Raw genomic sequence first — 16,537 nt, 5'->3', positions numbered from 1 at the left:
TAGCAAATGAGTTGATTGAATTATTGCCTCAAGGTGATTTTGTTATCGCGGATAAAGGCTATGATAGTGAAGCGATTAGAAATAAAGTTCGAGAGAGAAATTCAAGCCCTGTGATCCCCAGAAAGCAGAACTCAAAAACGGGTAATGGAGATATAGATTGGTGCTTATATAAATATAGGCACTTAGTTGAAAATGCATTTGCAAGACTGAAACACTTCCGTGCTATAGCTACAAGATATGATAAATTAAAGTTACAGTTTGAAAGTATGCTAGCACTGGCGTGTGCAATGATTTGGCTGCCAATGTGAAAGATCAACAGCCCCTAGATTCACCATATTAAAGATTTGTTTTCTATCATTAATAATTGCTTCATCAATTACATCTTGCAAAGTTCCAAAAAAGATTTCATCCTTATAGCCTAAGATCATATCATAATCATCAAGAAACACTCTTAATGCACTTGTATCATATCTCACTCTTGGTTGCTTATAACGATTCTCAGAGCTAGAAGTGTATATATTGTCTCCACCTAAACTAATAGAAACATCATGTTCTGCTTTCCCGACTCTTAGTTCCCATTTTTGGCGTACATCCCTTAAAGCTTTATCTGTAAAAGGCATGGTTTTTAATGAATAGCTACCTAAACTAAATAAAGCACGTACATCATATAGAAGGTGTGTGTTTTTCTCCTTTCCAATATATAAATCCGCTTTGCTATTGATAAAGCCTATCGTTCCCCAGCTGTCATCTTCCGCAAATTTTTGAGCATGACTATCCATATATAAAGCTTCAATAAAAAACTGACCATTTAAAAAATTATTGTTAGTAAATTCTTGATCAATTTTAAAATGCTGCGCTTTTGGTCCTGCTTTAAATCCATGTGGTTTAGTGTAACTTGCGGCCGTGGCTTGATGAGAAAGCGGCGCAGGTGATAATGATTCACAATTGCAACTAAATAGGTACGTTATTTTATGAAAAAGATAATTTTTTATTAAATTTAGAGTAAGAAATAGGATAGAAGTTATTATTTTTAGAAGTATTTTGAGTCGAAATAAAAAAGCTCAGTGTAAAACTCACTGAGCTTAGGTATCAGTTTAGAATGAATAAGTTGCAGATAAACCAATTGTTTTTGGTTGCACTATAGATGCATATCCTTCTGGATAACGTCTGTCTGCAGGAGAAACGCTTGTTACTTCTTGTTTATCCTGAGCATTATTAACAAATGCATTAATATGCCAATTTTCTGTCTGATAACTGGCTGTGAAGCGCGTTAATATATAATCTCCTGCAATACGCTCAGGTGTATTCGTAAAGTCGCCATAATATTCATCTACAAAGTTAGTTGAAATGCCAATATTTAAACCATCTAATATCCAGTATTTCAATCCCAAGTTTGCAGTCATACTCGGAGCAGAATTTAACTCGTTACCAATAGCTGAATTAAAGCTCTCCCCTGCATCTTTTATTTCAGTTTCAAGCAGCCCTAGACCTGCTTTTAACTCTAAATCATCGGTTACTAACGCAGATACTTCCAGCTCTAAACCATAAGTTTGTGCTTCATCAATGTTTACTATTACTCTAAATTGATCAAGTGCTTGATAATCACTGTAGTTATTAAAAAATGCGTTTGCACTAAAGTTCACTAAACCATCAACTAATACACTGCGTGCACTTAATTCATATGTATTTACTGACTCAGAATCAAAATGATAATATTCATTTGTTACAAATGAAACCGCACCGCCACCCGCATTATAACCACGGCGCGCACTTGCTGAAATCACAGTGTCATCAGTTAAATCATATTGTAAAACCAGTTTAGGTAAACTGATTGTTTTGCTCTTATCAAGTTTAGAGTCGATATCACTGCCTCGATAAGACATTAAAAAATCACGAACCTGAGACTCTCTTTCTACACGACCACCGGCAATCACTCTGAGGTTATCGGTTAATGAATAACTTACCTCTCCATAAATTGCTTTTGAACTACTTTCATCCTCACCATCATAAACCGTTCTACCACGACTATTAAAGTCTTGTGAACGCTCAAAGTAAGCTAATCCAACAAAACCTTTAAGTGCATCATTTTGCAAACCAAAATTCATTTTCGCATCAAAAGTTGTATTATTTTCATCCATTTTCACTTGCGATTGTGCAGCTTCATTTGCTTCATATGCATCAAAGCCCCATTGGTAATCCATCATAGCCACTAATAGATCAAAAGATAAATCAGGGTTTAATTGATAGTCAAACTTTAAGCTTGCAGTATCCGACTCAGTATCCATATATCTTTGTGTTACAGGCTTAAACTTCCAAGGATCGTCGCCCGTGAAATAGTTACGTCCCGTATCACCTCTTTCGCGATTATATGAATAAGTAAACATAGTCGATAAGTTTTCAATTGCTGCTGGTCGCCATAATAGTTTTGTTTTAAGACGCTCATTTTTTATTTCATTTTGATCAAATGTAATTGGGTTTTCATCATATGTTATGCCTTTATTAATAGAGTCACCATCTAAGCGTTGTGCTGATATACGCATTGCCAGCTCATCATCAATTAACGGGCCAGAAACCATTAACGCAGTATCCACAAATTGATCTTGATCACGCATTCCTATACGGGCAGCCCCCTCCCAATCAAAGGTTGGATCTTTTGTTTTAATAAAGACTGAGCCCCCGATACTATTACGACCATTACTGGTTGACTGTGGTCCACGATAAACTTCAACTTGTTCAATATCCCAAAGACCTGAATCACCTGTTAAATCCGCAACAAATGGTTCTGCAATACCATCAATTAAAGTAGATACGCGTGCTTTGGCACCACCTGTAAATGAATTAAAACCTGTCGCCGAGCCATTACCAGAAACGCCTCTTATATCAGGTACAGATCCTGATAAAACAACGAGGTTTGCAACATCAGATATCGCATCAGAAATTGTTAAAAATTGCCCATTGTTAAGCGCTTCTTCAGTAATAACAGAAACTGATGATGTTGTATCTTTTAAACTACGCTCTGTTTTTTCACCTAAAACAGTAATTTTTTCCATTGACTGTTCAGCACCTTTTGGCGCATCTTCGGCCAATACAGGGGAAATGGCGCTCAAACCAATGATGGCAGCGAATACTGAATTTAACTTAAATTTATTGTGATGCATGATTATCCCTTAATGAACTGCATAAATTGTTAACTCATAAATTAACGGCGACATAGTAAGAAAATAGAAACGCTAATGCAATTGCAAATAGCAATTATTTTGATTTAAAACAAAAGTAGTATATGGCAAAATAACCTGAATCTGGTGTTTTAGATTATTTCGTACCTGAAAAATGGTTTTATACATTTCTGTTATCGCCAGAATTTATTCACAAAATCAATATAGGATGTATTCGATGTCGTACCTTTTACTATTTTTAATGATGGTAACTGGATGTTTATTTATTTACTTAACAAATAAACATCAAATTTTAATTTCAAAAAAATTAAATACTTACCCCTGGCGTACTATAGGCGTCATTTTATTATTCTCAGCTTTACCAGGTTGGCTTAATCTTTTTTCTTTGAGCGCTGCAATTTTGTTTTGGCTCGCATTATCTCTATTACTCTTTGGTTTTATGCCATTTATCGCATTATTTTTAAATAGGAAGTGATCCATGGAAAATTCAACGAGAACATCAAGAATTCAACCAGACTGGTGGAGCAAAAGTATTGCAGGCATCTTTCTTGGGCTTTTACTTAGTGTGGGTTTAGTCGGTATATTTGCTTGGAGTGGCCCAGGCGGGATCGCAGCCCCTGTTAAAGTACAATTTAATATGTGGTTGATTTCACCTATTTGGTTACTCATCTTAAGTTTCACATACATGTTTAAAACAGGTTTGCGTGCGTTTATATGCTTATCGTCAGCCAATATCGTTATTTACTTAATATTATTTGCAGTGAGAGCTTAAACAATGAAAATTAAAAGTGACATTTTACGCCAGTACCAATCTGTGCATATTTGGACTGGGATCATATCCGGTATTGTATTATTTATTGGATTTTATGCAGGTTCATTAACGATGTTTAAGCCTGCAATTAATGCTTGGGCAGCTCCGCCCTCAGATACACTTTCAAGCATAAATACAGCTCAGTTTGACTCATTAATAAAACAAGCAAGTATGCAATATGAAGAGGTTAAAAAAGGATTTAATATTTTTTTAAACCAAAAAGAACACTCCCCCATGACTTGGTACGAAAAAGGCTCAGCCCGAGAGCTGAGTTTGAATGACCAGTTATGGCATGCCAGTTTAGATGAGAAAAACCAGTTAATCGCACACAAAACCAATCCAAGTGCTCTGGCTGAATTAATAGATCAACTTCACCAAACAGCTGGGATAGCAGGTAAAATTGGTCATGAATATCTAGGAGTGTATATTTTAGGTATCGCAGCAATCCTATATTTTTTAGCCTTAATATCTGGTGTCATATTTTTATTGCCAAGTCTTGCAAAAACATTTTTTGCTCTAAGAAAAAATAAATCAAGTAGCCGGTTTTGGCTTGATGCACATAATTTGGTTGGGATCACCAGTCTACCTTTTCATTTAGTGATCAGTTTATCTGTTGTAGTATTTGCTTTTCATGACCCATTATACGGCAGTTTAAAACTTGCAGTGTATCAAGAACAGCCTCTGTTTCCTGCACAAAAACACACTAAAATAACATACGATATTTCACAACTACAGCCCGTTTCATCTTTAATAAATCAAGCTCAAAATTTTGCTCCTTCACATCAAGTCATTGATATGACTTTTATGAACTTAAACAACCCAAGAGCGATGTTACGTTTAGGCATGTATGACAAAGGGGGTTTAATGCGCGGGCCTATAACAGATTATATTTATATGAATCCATATAACCTAAAAATAACCAATAGCAGTTTAGACCCATCTGATGAAGGGATATGGACACGAGCTGTTGCCACTTTTTTTGCTTTGCATTTTGGCAGTTTTGGTGGTGATATGGGACGTTGGGTTTATTTTTTATTAGGTTTAGGCGGTGCATTTTTGTTTTATAGCGGTAATTTATTATGGCTTGAAAAACGCAGGAAAAAGTTCAAAAAGGACAATTTATTACCGACACAAACTCGAGCATGTCACCTTATGGCTAGTGCAACCATAGGTATTTGTTTTGGATCAGTCGCAGCTGTCAGTATCACCATGCTTGCCGGGAAATGGCTTTACCCTTGGGTAGAAAATATCAATAGTATTTATTTACCTGTTTACTATCTGATTTTTTTAAGCTTAGTTGCCTATGCTTTTATACAAGGAGCTGCAAAAAGTGCTATTGCTATTTTTAAAATATGCGCCATTGCTACTTTAGCAATTCCATTGACTTCAATTATTGCTGTTTTAATGCCAAGTTTAGGCCTATGGTCCGCTAATTCAATATCAACATTAGGGGTAGACTTAGTCGCTTTAGCATTTGGTTTATGCTTTATATATGGCGTGATAAAAATGAAAAAGCGTGCATTGTATGGCCCTATCGACAGTATTTGGTCTCTTTCTTCACACATAAAAAAAGAGGTGAGCTTTTCTTGCACAGAAAAAATTCAATAATACTTGTTTTGGCCAGCTTAGTTAAACACTAAGCTGGTATATTTGATTGCTGAAGCCATTTTTCACATAAATGTAAAACTAATGTCAATTTAGTGTCATTACTCTAAGTTTTAATTGTATTCCTGATAAAAGACAAGGAAATACAATGAAAACCATTTTAGCAAGTATTGCACTGATGACTTGTTCATTAAATGCAACCGCTTTTAGCCAAGAAACACATAAACGTATTGTTGTTGATGCTGTTGAGTATATGAAACAAAACCCTAATACAACGGCATATCAAAAATTAGAAATTTGGGCGCAACAACTTAACACCACCCCCAATGCACTTGCACAAATAATGGGTCAAGCAGCATATGATGTAGATGACTTTGAAGATACTTTTTTATGTGGTGCAATAACAGGCTCTTGTGTTCAAGCACCTGTTTGGGGCTTAGCTAAAAGCATAGTGAAATATACTAGTTACTGGCATTTTCAAAATCATAGTCAAGGCACTGATGCACACGGCAATGATTTTGGCGGATATAATTATGATAAATTAACCGTTTGGGGGGCCGTTGATACTATGGCTGCCACCTGGTTAAAAGGTGATTACTTAGATGATGGTCAAGGTGGTGAAACTGGTTGGTTTAGTGCAGATAAAACTAAATATAATACCTATAATATCACCGAGGCACACTATCGAATTGATAGCCAATCAAACTACCCTATGTATAAAGATTTTGAAAAAGCGCCTTTCCAACCCATTGATAATTTAGGGCAGTATTGGTATCAATCTTTCATTGAATCAAAAAACCCACAAATTTTAGGTTTTGTTTTTCATACCACAGATTTATTGCAGCCGCATCATACTTGGACGACATCAGATTTGAATCATAGTGGTTGGGAGTCTTGGGTAAAAGATTATTATGACAAGGAAAACTTAAACAGCTTTACATTTGTATCACAAGCACTTGATAACTTCACACCTATCAATACAAACAGTAACGATGTCAGGCCTTTATTAACACAAGGCGGTGCTTTTTCTTATGCACAAGGCGGTATCGTTCTCAATTCAACAAACCATTTTGATAGAGTTAATACAGGTCAACAGGTAATACCCAATGCTATCGCTATGGTGATTCATTTATTAAATCATGCCATGGAAAAACTATAAATGAAATTATTAACCTTTTTGGCAGGCATTTTTTGCCTGCCAGCTTTAGCCATGACGACTCACTTTTCGTCTCAAGAAATTGAGTTTATGAAATCATTTTACCAGCAAGAAAACTCAGATATAACGTATCAAGAAGTGGAAAAGCAACTCCTTGAAGATCAGTTTTTATTGTCAGAGGCAAAGTTAAAACAGCCACACCTTTTAGTACGCCAGTCTAACGTGGGGTTTGATACAAAGTTTCATGTTAGACGATATTTATCAACATTATTGACACCTTTAATACCCACAATTAAAGCTAAATTCAAAGATATAAAAACGCTAAATATCACTCAAAATGAATTACAATTTAACTTAGGCCAGTATCCTAATGATGGTATGTTAAGTGATATTAAAATTGAAAAATTAAAACAAGTACAACTCATTTCAAATCCAAGTTACCAAATATCTTTAGCGCAAATTTATCTGTCTTTATCTATGCAAAGCCGCTTTAAATTACACCAAGGTGATATGAAAGAGCTGCTCAGGCAAGTTAATCAAACTTATCATTTTGAGCAATTGAAACACCTTTCACAGCCTATTTTAAAAGATAAAAATTTAAGTTATCTGCATTTAAATAGCATCGCATTGGCTTATATATTACGTACGCCTATGCAAAACTACTTTGGTATTACAGACTTAATGCACAGCCAAAGTATCACCTTAGACAGGTTGTCAAAAAATGTATCAAAGGCTGAAATAGCTGATTATTATAAAAATAACATGCAAAGATTTAAATATTTAGCCCAAGTACATTCTCACGCCATATTCTTTAATACCCAAGAAGAAGCCACTGATTTTTATATAAAAGCCAAGTCCAGTAGCTGGCATAAAAACATCAATGACAATAATCTAGTTGATATTTTTTCTATTTATCAGAACAAATTAACACGTGCATTAACTGAAAGTGATTGGTCTATACAGACAGCTTTTAACCTAAGAGACAATACGATTTCACCCCCAATTAGATCACCAAAAGGTCGTTGGTTGGTGGTAAATAATGGAGATAAAAATTATGATATTTATCCATTAAATACAGAAACTGTGCGCTATCAAGCAATAAAATCAATAGCAAAAAGAACGGCACAACAGCACTATGATAATAAGCTTAAAAATTGGCTTGCGCATAAATTGTAAATTTCAAAGGGGGGTAATTCAATGATATAAATAGCCACTCAATGAAAACAACTAAACGTCAATGAAAAGTATTTAATCGCCAGCTTACAAAAGAGAAAAGCTTAATATGAAAATTATGAAATTACTTTTAATAGGTTTATTGAGCTATCTAGTTTTATATTTTTGTTTTTTACAAGATACAACAAACATCAAATACAAAATTGATGAAATAACAAAACCTAATATTAAACATTCAAAACTGCCAACAATTCACAATCATGTAGACAAAAAGGTGAAAATAAAACCGTATTCCTTGTTCAAAACAATCCCGCCAGCTAAGCCTTCTGACAGTTTAAGCAATCAAAAACCTTATGTGCCTAAGATCACAAAAAGCAAAATTTCAACCCAATATACTGGAAATTTGAATGATCACGATGAATATCTTAAATTTGAATTAGAACAAAATCAAATAATTAAACGCTCTTTTATAAATGCCACAACAAATAAAGTTAAACACCTTAATAAGCTCATTAAAAGAGCAGAACTTGAAGGCATGTCAGAATATGAAATTGAATTTGCAAAAGACAAAATAAAAGCATTACAAACCTTAAAAAAACAACTCAAACGAGAGTTGAAAACTGAACTATGAGTATAAATTCAATTGTTCCAAAATATGGAGTGCACAAAAAGCGAATAGATAAATTTCTGCTAACATAATGGTATAACACGCTAAAAATGATATACATGTTAATAAATTGTGATTAAAATCACTTTAGAATAGATGTATTACTCTAATTTGAGGTCGTAATGTTTAACCTGTCGCTCAGCATAAAACAAAAAATAATTTTAGGCTTTACCACTATTGGAGTTTTGTTAATTGCAGGTAGCAGTTTTTTTTATTATTCATTAAATGAAATAAGCACGGCCAACAATAATGTAGAAACCTTAGCTCTACCTGTAGAAAAACAAAGTAATGCACTACAAATTAAACTTTTAAATATGATGAAACTTGGATCATTAGGCTTTACGCAAAGCAACATTGTGGACTTATCAAACAGCAAAAAAAAATTATCTGTATTAAATGAAGAATATTTAGCAGCGGTCAAAGTATTAAGCCATAAATTATCTGATCAAACAAAAATGCTCAAAGTCTTAGATCAAACTCAAAGTCACTATCAAGCTTATATCACACAAAGCATGTTAATTTTTGATGCAAAAATCAGCACCGCAAAAGCGCAAAAAGATTATATAACCCATTTTAAAACCTTTCAAACTCATCGAGATAATGCCAGTGACATTATGTTGGATATTGAAACCATTGAAGCACCAGGGCAATCTAAATTACTTGAAGTTGTGATTGGTAGTGGCACTAGGATTGATGATTTATTATTCACTTTACAAAGTACGATGTCTAAATTAATGCGAATTGATGACGTAGACACAGTAAAACAGCATCAAGAAGACATTGGTTTTTTACTTAATAATATTAAAGATAATTTCAGCTATTTAACACAACAAGCAAAACCGTTAAATAATGATACATTTTTCTCTGAATTTACCATTCATTTTGAAGCAATAACTAAACTACTGTCACAACCTGGTAGCCTATACAAAATACAAATTGAATCAATTGTTCAAAAGTCCGCCGCAAAACAAGCCTATAAACTAACTGAACAATATTTTGAATCAACCTATCAGCAACTTACTTTATTAGTTACTCTAGCCGACCAACGTTTTGCAATATTGCAAACCACAGCTAAAGATAAAATTAGTACTGGTAAAACATTAGCCATGGGTTTAGCCCTTATTTTTATTGTACTAGCAAGTTTTATCGCTTCGATCACAACTAGAGCGATGTTGGGTCCACTAAATGCAGTTAATAAAGCTTTAGCGCGTATTGCACAAGGAGATTTGACAAGACGTCTTGAAAAAAGGAGTGATGATGAATTTGGTACCTTAATTCAAAACATTAATAAACTAAGTGATGATTTAACTGCACTTTTAAACGATATAAGTGAAAATACACATTTGCTTGAAGATTCAGTAAAGCTCAGTAACCAGCAAAGCCATGGCATTTCACAATCAACAAAAGCACAAATAAATAGGGTAGACAATGCCAAACAATTAGCTGAACAAATGCACTCAAGTTCAACTTTAGTCACTGATGAAGCAAGTTTAACAGCTGATCATGTGTCTGAAGCAACAAAACATAGTCAAGAGATCCGTGACATAGCAAACTCAAATAATAAACGTATTATGTCTTTATCTGAAGGACTGAGTGACTCGGTATCTGTCATGTCTAAACTAAGTGAGCACAGTAACAGCATTGGTGGCATTTTGGATACCATAGGAGGAATTGCCGATCAAACAAATTTATTAGCACTTAATGCCGCTATTGAAGCTGCAAGAGCAGGAGAACATGGCAGAGGGTTTGCTGTCGTTGCTGATGAAGTCAGATCTTTAGCATCCCGAACACAAGACTCAACGACCGAAATACACACTATGATCAATGCTTTGCAAAATGAAACAACAACTGCCGAAAGTGCAATTTCTCAAGGTCAAAATCAAGCCGCACAATGTGTATCTCAAAGCCAAGAACTCAGCAATGCAGTTGAACAAATAGAGCATGCACTTCAAACAATTAATCAAATGAGTCAAAGCATCTCAAATGCAGCACAGGAACAACTTAATTACAGCCAAAATATCGCATCAACTATGGGCGAAGCTTCAGATGCCGCCAATAATAATGCCAATGAAGCGGTTAATATGACCCACAGAAGTAAAGCATTAAATGAGCTTGCAATATCACTGACTAATTCAGTGACTAGGTTTAAACTTTAGTAAAGAGTGTAATGTGTCATAACCCTTAATCAATCAGTAATGTATAATGTTCAAAAGTGGTGATTTTTTTATAACCTAATTTTTGATACAAGGTCTGGGCCTGATGATTATCCATTGCAGTGCATAATTTTAGCGAATGTGATTGTGTCACAATAGCATGCTGTTTGGCTGCACACATTAATTCACAGCCAATTTTTAAACTTCGAAATTCAGGTGCAACAAACAGGTCATTAAGGATCCACATTTTTTGCATTACCGTAGATGAAAATGCAGGATATAACTGCACAAATCCCATAAGTCGCCCTGCTTCACTTGCAACAAATATGACTGAATCTTTATTTTCAAGCCTACTTTTTATAAAATCAGCTGCTTTGGCCAAGTCTGGGGATTTTTTATAGAACAAGCGGTATTGTTCAAACAGAACAGAAAGTTGATCTAAGTCTTGTAATGCTGCTTGATAAATTGTTCTCATATTAACCTCTGATAATTGGAATATGTATGATTCAGAGTAAACAGTATCTATATATTTTATAAAAAGGTAATAACCAGATCTAATTTAAAGCCTAGACCAAAGGTAAATTTAAAACGTTAGCTTTATAAAATCCAATTTATTGCGTAAACAACAAAAATTGAATAATACTTAAAAATGATCTTTTATAATTTACTGTTATTATTTTAACAGGCGTATTTAAATTATTTTATTAATCACTAAGGTAAGCATTTAATGTTCATAAGTCATTTTAAGTATTATTTTTTACTTTGCTTATGTTCTTTTATTTACAGTGCTAATAGTTCTGAAAGAGAAAAACAACTTCATTTTTTGACTGAACATTTACCACCATATCAATATGCTTATAAGCAAAAAGTGGTCGGAGGCTTTACGGTTGAGCTAGTACAAGCAGCACTAAAATTGACACGTTTTAAAGGGAAATTTAGCGTTTATCCTTGGCCGAGAGCATTCAAAGAGGCACAAACACAACCCAATACTTTCATTTTTGTTATTATTCGCAGCAAAAAAAGAGAACCACTATTTAAGTGGGTAGCTCATTTAATCGATTATCGTTACTATTTATTTGGTCTATCTAATCGTGATGATCTGAACCCTCTTTCTCTGGAAGATGCAAAAAAATACAAGTTAATTGCCACTAGAGAAGGTTATGATGCACAGTTTTTACTTGCAAAAGGTTTTAAGCTAAATAGCAACCTTATGTTATCTACTTCAATACAAGACAAATGGAATATGCTATTAAAGGGCAGAGCTGATCTTGTTATGTCAAATGATTGGGTTGCAGCAGAACACCTTGAATCTTACGGCATAAAACAAGATAAACTCGATATTCTAACTCAGGTAAAAGAAGCCAAAATCGAAGGTTACCTTGGTGCCAGTTTAAACACGCCCGATGAAACAATCATTAAACTGCGAGAGGCCATCAGTCAACTCAAAAAAAATGGCGAGTATGACAAGCTTATTAATAAATACGCATCTGAACTTATCATTCCGAATAAAAAGCAAATAAATATAAAAGTGCAGTAGTAATGCGTTTATTCATGCCAACTAAAATTTTAATCTATATTGAAATAAGATACGTCCCGATATAAGAAAAAATCATTGACATGATAATTAATAATGATAAATTTAAAAACCCAAAACGGGGACGTCATATAAAAACATAAAGGGATTTACTTCATGAAACTAAAGCTCAATAAAAAAAATCTAAAAAATTTATCAAAAGATGCGAAAACAATTCCGGCTGACATGACTCCACAAGTGGCAGGTGGCGCTAGACTTATTACACTTGATGACTGCGAAGATATTTTGACTCGTATGAACCGATGTTCTGGTGCGCAACTTTGTTTATAAGTTAAAATGCTATCAGTTAAGCATTTATAATTTCGTGTTAATAATATGGACAAAATATTAAATATGCACCACCTTATTAGCACTACTCTCTATCTATTAACTGTATTAACCTACACGAGTGCGTTTTTTAAAAAACCTTTTAAATAGATCTCTTACTTGAATAATCGCGTTTGCTACTTAATATTTAATTTAGGCTGTAATCGTTTAGAAAAATTCTGGTAAATAAATTTAAGATACCATGAGCCAGTGCTCGCAATAAATAAATGAAATGCTTTTACTATACCAAATGTAAAACAGCAATATTTTTGATTACTTATTCATTCTGGCATTCAATAAACTAATATATGGTGTTATTCTCAGTTTTACGCTCATATCATGATACAAACCTAAAACAACATTTAATACGAATTTAGCATTTTTCACACTGATTATAATTGGTTGAAAAATTCACCACCTTCCGATGCCGTAGCTGGATCACACACATAACAACATGAAATTAGTATAAAGGTTTAATATTAAATCACTGATATTTAATGAGGTAAAAACAGGGATAAATGTCAGCGGTTTAAATTGCTTCTTTTTATCCCTGCTACCAAGGGTTCTGTATTAAAACATTAAAAATTACAGTGAAATTTTAATGCCAGCAGTGTAACGACGTCCAATTGCATCATATAAAAGGCCACCTTGATTTAAGCTAGGAAGCGCCGATGGTTTTTTATCCGCTACATTATTAATACCTAAGAAAAGCATAGTGCTTTTATCATAATTGTATTGAAAACGCAGATTATGATTCATATATGAGTCAACTTTATTATTAAATTCAGAACCATAAGTTTCATTGGTTGCTAATTTATTGTAAGTCATATCACCCACATAATTTGTTGTCCAACTTGTTGAAAAGTTGTCCATGCTATAGGTTGTTGTGATCAAAGCTCTAAAGTGAGGATATGGTGTAGCATCTGAATTTGTGGCAGAGCCCGCTAAGTTTTTTGCAGTACGGGGATCACTGGCATTTTGCTGAGTTTCACGCTCATCGAGGTAAGTTCCCTTAAAAGCAAAGTTTAAGCGCGCTTCATCTAAGTCTAAGCCTAAATTAACATCAATATCTGTTCCTTTTGCACTGAACTTAGCCGCATTAATAGATGTTACATCTATATTTTTAATATTGCCGTCATCGCCACGTGTCACCAAATCACAAAAAGTATTATCTAACTCTGCGCTATTAACACAATTACCTAATACATCAGTACCTTTAAATTGTGTAATGGCATCTGTAATTTCAATATCCCAATAATCAACCGCGATGCTGAAATTGCTATTTGGCGCATAAGTAATACCAACAGTTAAAGTTTCAGCCTCTTCAGGTTTTAACTCTGGGTTACCTGAGGTTGTATGACTTATTGTGCCATTATCTGCATTTGAAGAAAACTCAGGGCTTAAACCCAGCTGGGCACAGTTTTTCTTACGGTTACTTGCAAACGCTTCAACACTATCTAACTGATTTCGAGAACACGCATCATTTACGCGTGCACCAGCAATTGAATTAGGTGCAAAAAGTTCTTGAATATTGGGTGCTCTAACGGCTTTAGAATAAGTTGCTCTTGTGCTCACATCATACGCAATGGACCAGTTTAGACCCAACTTATACGTGCTATCACCACCTGTAACACTGTGGTCGGCATAACGCGCCGCAAAATCAGCCTCTAAATATTCAATCCCTGGTAAGTCTTCAAGTAATGGCACATTTAATTCACCAAAAATCTCCGAAACACTATAGCTGCCATGCGTTGCACCTAGATAACTATTTTCTGCTGGATTTAAACTTTGTGTTGAGCCAACTAAACCTAAACCTTGACCATTTTCATCTACACCTTGCGTAAGTGGATCTGGAATTGAATCAGACTCTTCTTTTCTATATTCAACACCTGCAGCAAAAGCAATGCTACCCGCGGGTAAATCAAATAACTCACCATTAAAAGATAAAGATGCTACAGATTGTTGAATTTCTTCTTCTGTTTTTAAAAATACGCCTGCATAAGCCAATGCTTCAGCAGATGCCTGTTTAAAAATAGGATTAAATGGCGCACACCCTGTATTACCACTGCGACATACAGCATTACCATTAACATCGGTTGTTGCATCAAGTGCATCATAATATTTATCAATTAAAGTATCTTGAGATAACAAAGTTGCTTTTACACGGCCATGCTGTAGGTAAAAATTATAATCATAATCCTCTAAAGCACCTTGTCCTCCAAAGGTAAATTGAAAAGTCTCACGCTTATTGTCTGACGAAGAACTTAAAGGGACAGTGGCAAGCCCAACTTCATCAAGACCACGTTCTTGCATCAAAGTTTTTAATTCGTTTGGAATAAATGGATTATCTTGCTTTAAAGCAACAAGAGGACCAAAGTTATCATCATGGAAAAAGCTTGCTTGACCACGAGCAAAAGACTCTGCCCTACCATATTTTGCTTCTGTGAATAAACGCAAGTCTGAGTTAACATCATATTGCCCAGTTACGTTAAATAAAACACGCTCACTGGGTGTAATTAAAGTACTTGTTTCAGGGGTTCTAAATCCATCACCTCCATCACACTTTACCGGGCCATCACAGTTAACTCCCGGAATAAACTCTCTAAAATGACCATCAATTCTATCGATTGTATACGTATCATAACCAAAAGGCGTGCCAGGGATCCATTGTGGATCACCTGCAAAAGTAGGCCCAGGAAAATTAACAATTGATTGACCAGGCACTATCCAGTTTTCATTAGGGACATAAATTAAACCCTCAGAGCTCAATGCCTGAAATCGTAAATCTTTTGCCAGTTTAAGATTAGCAATACCATCATCAGGGCCTGTGTTTTCTGGGTTTGATAAGAAGCTAGGATTAAGGCTTGAGTGTTTTCGCGCATCCATTCGTAATTCATCTCGGTCTGAGTATGAAAGGTGTGCAGTAAAATTACCTTTGCCGTTATCAAAGTTTTGACCGTAAGTAAAAGACAAATCTTTTGTTTCTGCATCACTTTGTGCACTTTGCCCAGCAGAGGCCTCTATTTCAAATCCTTCATAATCTTTTTTCATAATAAAGTTGATCACACCTGTTACAGCATCAGCCCCATATACAGCAGATGCACCACCGGTAATGATTTCAATTCGCTCTACAAGTGCTGTTGGGATCATAGCTAAATCAACTGATGACTCACCAGCAGCACCCGCAACATGTCGCCTGCCATTAACTAAGACTAAGGTTCTGACAGATCCTAAACCACGTAGATTCGCCAGTTCTATACCAGCAGTACCTAAGCCTTTACCATTTGGAGATTGTGCCGTCGCCCCGCCTGTACCATCAACAAGCGCAGGTAACTGGTTCATTAAGTCACCAATGTTTTTTACACCCGACATTTCGATTGCTTGTGCATCAATCACTGTTGTAGGAGTTGCCATTTGTGCACTGGTACGTTGAATACGAGAACCAGTAACCGAGATGCGTTCAACACTTTCATCATCTGCGGCATAAACCGATGGCGCTATAGATACAAGAGAAATTCCAGCCAAAGCAATAGCGCCTTTAACTGCGTGAGAGATAATACTATATCGATAAGGAGATGTTTTAATCATCATTTTTACTCCGTTTGTAATATTTTAAGCTAGTGCAAAGCTATCTATTTCTTAATCTAATAATCGTCTTTATATTTCTAAATTATTTAACGCATTATTTTATTTAAACAGTTCACACTATAAATATCTCAGACTTAATCTGAGATTTACCGACAAATGTACCTATCACCCCCTCCAATTGCAACAAGCTGTTTACACTCAGTTACAATTGGACGTTTTGATTAACTATTTTTTTAATTATAAAAATCAGCGATTAAATAAAAGCATATAAAAAAACATAAAACATATAAACTATTGATTTATAATCA

At 34.8% G+C, this 16,537-nt stretch carries 14 protein-coding genes; 9 read left to right on the top strand and 5 right to left on the bottom strand.

Translation table 11 applies throughout. The features are described 5' to 3' along the window. A partial coding sequence (locus BM088_RS22090; RefSeq protein WP_143085102.1) for a transposase occupies positions 1-308 on the top strand: 308 nt, incomplete at its 5' end. Here BM088_RS22090 and BM088_RS22085 read toward each other — a convergent pair. The 3 genes from BM088_RS22085 to BM088_RS27365 form a co-directional block, all read right to left on the bottom strand. Next, positions 270-779: a hypothetical protein gene (locus BM088_RS22085; RefSeq protein ID WP_091989964.1), complete on the bottom strand. Its 510-nt coding sequence runs from the start codon at positions 777-779 to the stop codon at positions 270-272. The genes BM088_RS22090 and BM088_RS22085 overlap by 39 nt on opposite strands. 315 nt (positions 780-1,094) lie before the next feature. Then, on the bottom strand, positions 1,095-3,158 hold the full coding sequence (locus BM088_RS22080) for a TonB-dependent receptor (protein WP_091989961.1): 2,064 nt from the start codon (positions 3,156-3,158) through the stop codon (positions 1,095-1,097). Between the two features lie 333 nt (positions 3,159-3,491). Beyond that, positions 3,492-3,656 (bottom strand): hypothetical protein, encoded by a 165-nt coding sequence (locus BM088_RS27365; RefSeq protein ID WP_177208138.1) that lies wholly within the window; start codon positions 3,654-3,656, stop codon positions 3,492-3,494. Here BM088_RS27365 and BM088_RS22070 point away from each other — a divergent pair. The 6 genes from BM088_RS22070 (at position 3,655) to BM088_RS22045 (ending at position 10,744) form a co-directional block, all read left to right on the top strand. Further along, positions 3,655-3,948: a hypothetical protein gene (locus BM088_RS22070; RefSeq protein ID WP_091989956.1), complete on the top strand. Its 294-nt coding sequence runs from the start codon at positions 3,655-3,657 to the stop codon at positions 3,946-3,948. The genes BM088_RS27365 and BM088_RS22070 overlap by 2 nt on opposite strands. A gap of 3 nt (positions 3,949-3,951) precedes the next feature. Then, positions 3,952-5,595 (top strand): PepSY-associated TM helix domain-containing protein, encoded by a 1,644-nt coding sequence (locus BM088_RS22065; protein WP_091989952.1) that lies wholly within the window; start codon positions 3,952-3,954, stop codon positions 5,593-5,595. Positions 5,596-5,740: 145 nt separating this feature from the next. After that, the gene (locus tag BM088_RS22060) at positions 5,741-6,751 is read left to right on the top strand and encodes a phospholipase C/P1 nuclease family protein (RefSeq protein ID WP_091989950.1); all 1,011 of its coding nucleotides are present in this window, start codon (positions 5,741-5,743) and stop codon (positions 6,749-6,751) included. Beyond that, positions 6,752-7,924, top strand: coding sequence for a peptidyl-prolyl cis-trans isomerase (locus BM088_RS22055; RefSeq protein ID WP_091989947.1), 1,173 nt, complete (start codon positions 6,752-6,754; stop codon positions 7,922-7,924). A 115-nt stretch (positions 7,925-8,039) separates the two neighbouring features. Next, entirely contained in the window at positions 8,040-8,552 is a 513-nt protein-coding gene (locus BM088_RS22050; RefSeq protein ID WP_143085141.1) for a hypothetical protein, read from the top strand. Between the two features lie 158 nt (positions 8,553-8,710). Further along, positions 8,711-10,744: a methyl-accepting chemotaxis protein gene (locus BM088_RS22045; RefSeq protein WP_091989941.1), complete on the top strand. Its 2,034-nt coding sequence runs from the start codon at positions 8,711-8,713 to the stop codon at positions 10,742-10,744. A gap of 25 nt (positions 10,745-10,769) precedes the next feature. Here the strand turns inward: BM088_RS22045 and BM088_RS22040 are convergent, their stop codons facing one another. Beyond that, the gene (locus tag BM088_RS22040; protein ID WP_091989938.1) at positions 10,770-11,216 is read right to left on the bottom strand and encodes a GNAT family N-acetyltransferase; all 447 of its coding nucleotides are present in this window, start codon (positions 11,214-11,216) and stop codon (positions 10,770-10,772) included. A gap of 252 nt (positions 11,217-11,468) precedes the next feature. Here BM088_RS22040 and BM088_RS22035 point away from each other — a divergent pair, with 252 nt between their 5' ends. Together BM088_RS22035 and BM088_RS27360 are read left to right on the top strand one after the other, a co-directional pair. Further along, positions 11,469-12,278, top strand: a complete 810-nt coding sequence (locus BM088_RS22035) for a substrate-binding periplasmic protein (RefSeq protein ID WP_091989936.1) — start codon at positions 11,469-11,471, stop codon at positions 12,276-12,278. Between the two features lie 153 nt (positions 12,279-12,431). After that, entirely contained in the window at positions 12,432-12,605 is a 174-nt protein-coding gene (locus BM088_RS27360; protein ID WP_177208135.1) for a hypothetical protein, read from the top strand. Between the two features lie 621 nt (positions 12,606-13,226). On the opposite strand, the gene BM088_RS22030 is transcribed toward BM088_RS27360, so the two are convergent. Next, positions 13,227-16,232: a TonB-dependent receptor domain-containing protein gene (locus tag BM088_RS22030; protein WP_091989934.1), complete on the bottom strand. Its 3,006-nt coding sequence runs from the start codon at positions 16,230-16,232 to the stop codon at positions 13,227-13,229. Positions 16,233-16,537: the final 305 nt, after the last annotated feature.

Source organism: Pseudoalteromonas denitrificans DSM 6059 (genome assembly GCF_900112265.1).
Classification (GTDB): Bacteria; Pseudomonadota; Gammaproteobacteria; order Enterobacterales; family Alteromonadaceae; genus Pseudoalteromonas; species Pseudoalteromonas denitrificans.
Note: the sequence above shows the minus strand (reverse complement) of the source record. Positions and strands in the feature narration are given on the sequence as shown.

What these genes read in the sequence shown, in the direction of transcription:
- BM088_RS22030 (WP_091989934.1), bottom strand. Translation starts at nt 16,232, where the DNA reads ATGATGATTAAAACATCTCCTTATCGATATAGTATTATCTCTCACGCA.
- BM088_RS22065 (WP_091989952.1), top strand. Translation starts at nt 3,952, where the DNA reads ATGAAAATTAAAAGTGACATTTTACGCCAGTACCAATCTGTGCATATT.
- BM088_RS27360 (WP_177208135.1), top strand. Translation starts at nt 12,432, where the DNA reads ATGAAACTAAAGCTCAATAAAAAAAATCTAAAAAATTTATCAAAAGAT.
- BM088_RS22045 (WP_091989941.1), top strand. Translation starts at nt 8,711, where the DNA reads ATGTTTAACCTGTCGCTCAGCATAAAACAAAAAATAATTTTAGGCTTT.
- BM088_RS27365 (WP_177208138.1), bottom strand. Translation starts at nt 3,656, where the DNA reads ATGGATCACTTCCTATTTAAAAATAATGCGATAAATGGCATAAAACCA.
- BM088_RS22080 (WP_091989961.1), bottom strand. Translation starts at nt 3,158, where the DNA reads ATGCATCACAATAAATTTAAGTTAAATTCAGTATTCGCTGCCATCATT.
- BM088_RS22050 (WP_143085141.1), top strand. Translation starts at nt 8,040, where the DNA reads ATGAAATTACTTTTAATAGGTTTATTGAGCTATCTAGTTTTATATTTT.
- BM088_RS22070 (WP_091989956.1), top strand. Translation starts at nt 3,655, where the DNA reads ATGGAAAATTCAACGAGAACATCAAGAATTCAACCAGACTGGTGGAGC.
- BM088_RS22040 (WP_091989938.1), bottom strand. Translation starts at nt 11,216, where the DNA reads ATGAGAACAATTTATCAAGCAGCATTACAAGACTTAGATCAACTTTCT.
- BM088_RS22060 (WP_091989950.1), top strand. Translation starts at nt 5,741, where the DNA reads ATGAAAACCATTTTAGCAAGTATTGCACTGATGACTTGTTCATTAAAT.
- BM088_RS22085 (WP_091989964.1), bottom strand. Translation starts at nt 779, where the DNA reads ATGGATAGTCATGCTCAAAAATTTGCGGAAGATGACAGCTGGGGAACG.
- BM088_RS22055 (WP_091989947.1), top strand. Translation starts at nt 6,752, where the DNA reads ATGAAATTATTAACCTTTTTGGCAGGCATTTTTTGCCTGCCAGCTTTA.
- BM088_RS22035 (WP_091989936.1), top strand. Translation starts at nt 11,469, where the DNA reads ATGTTCATAAGTCATTTTAAGTATTATTTTTTACTTTGCTTATGTTCT.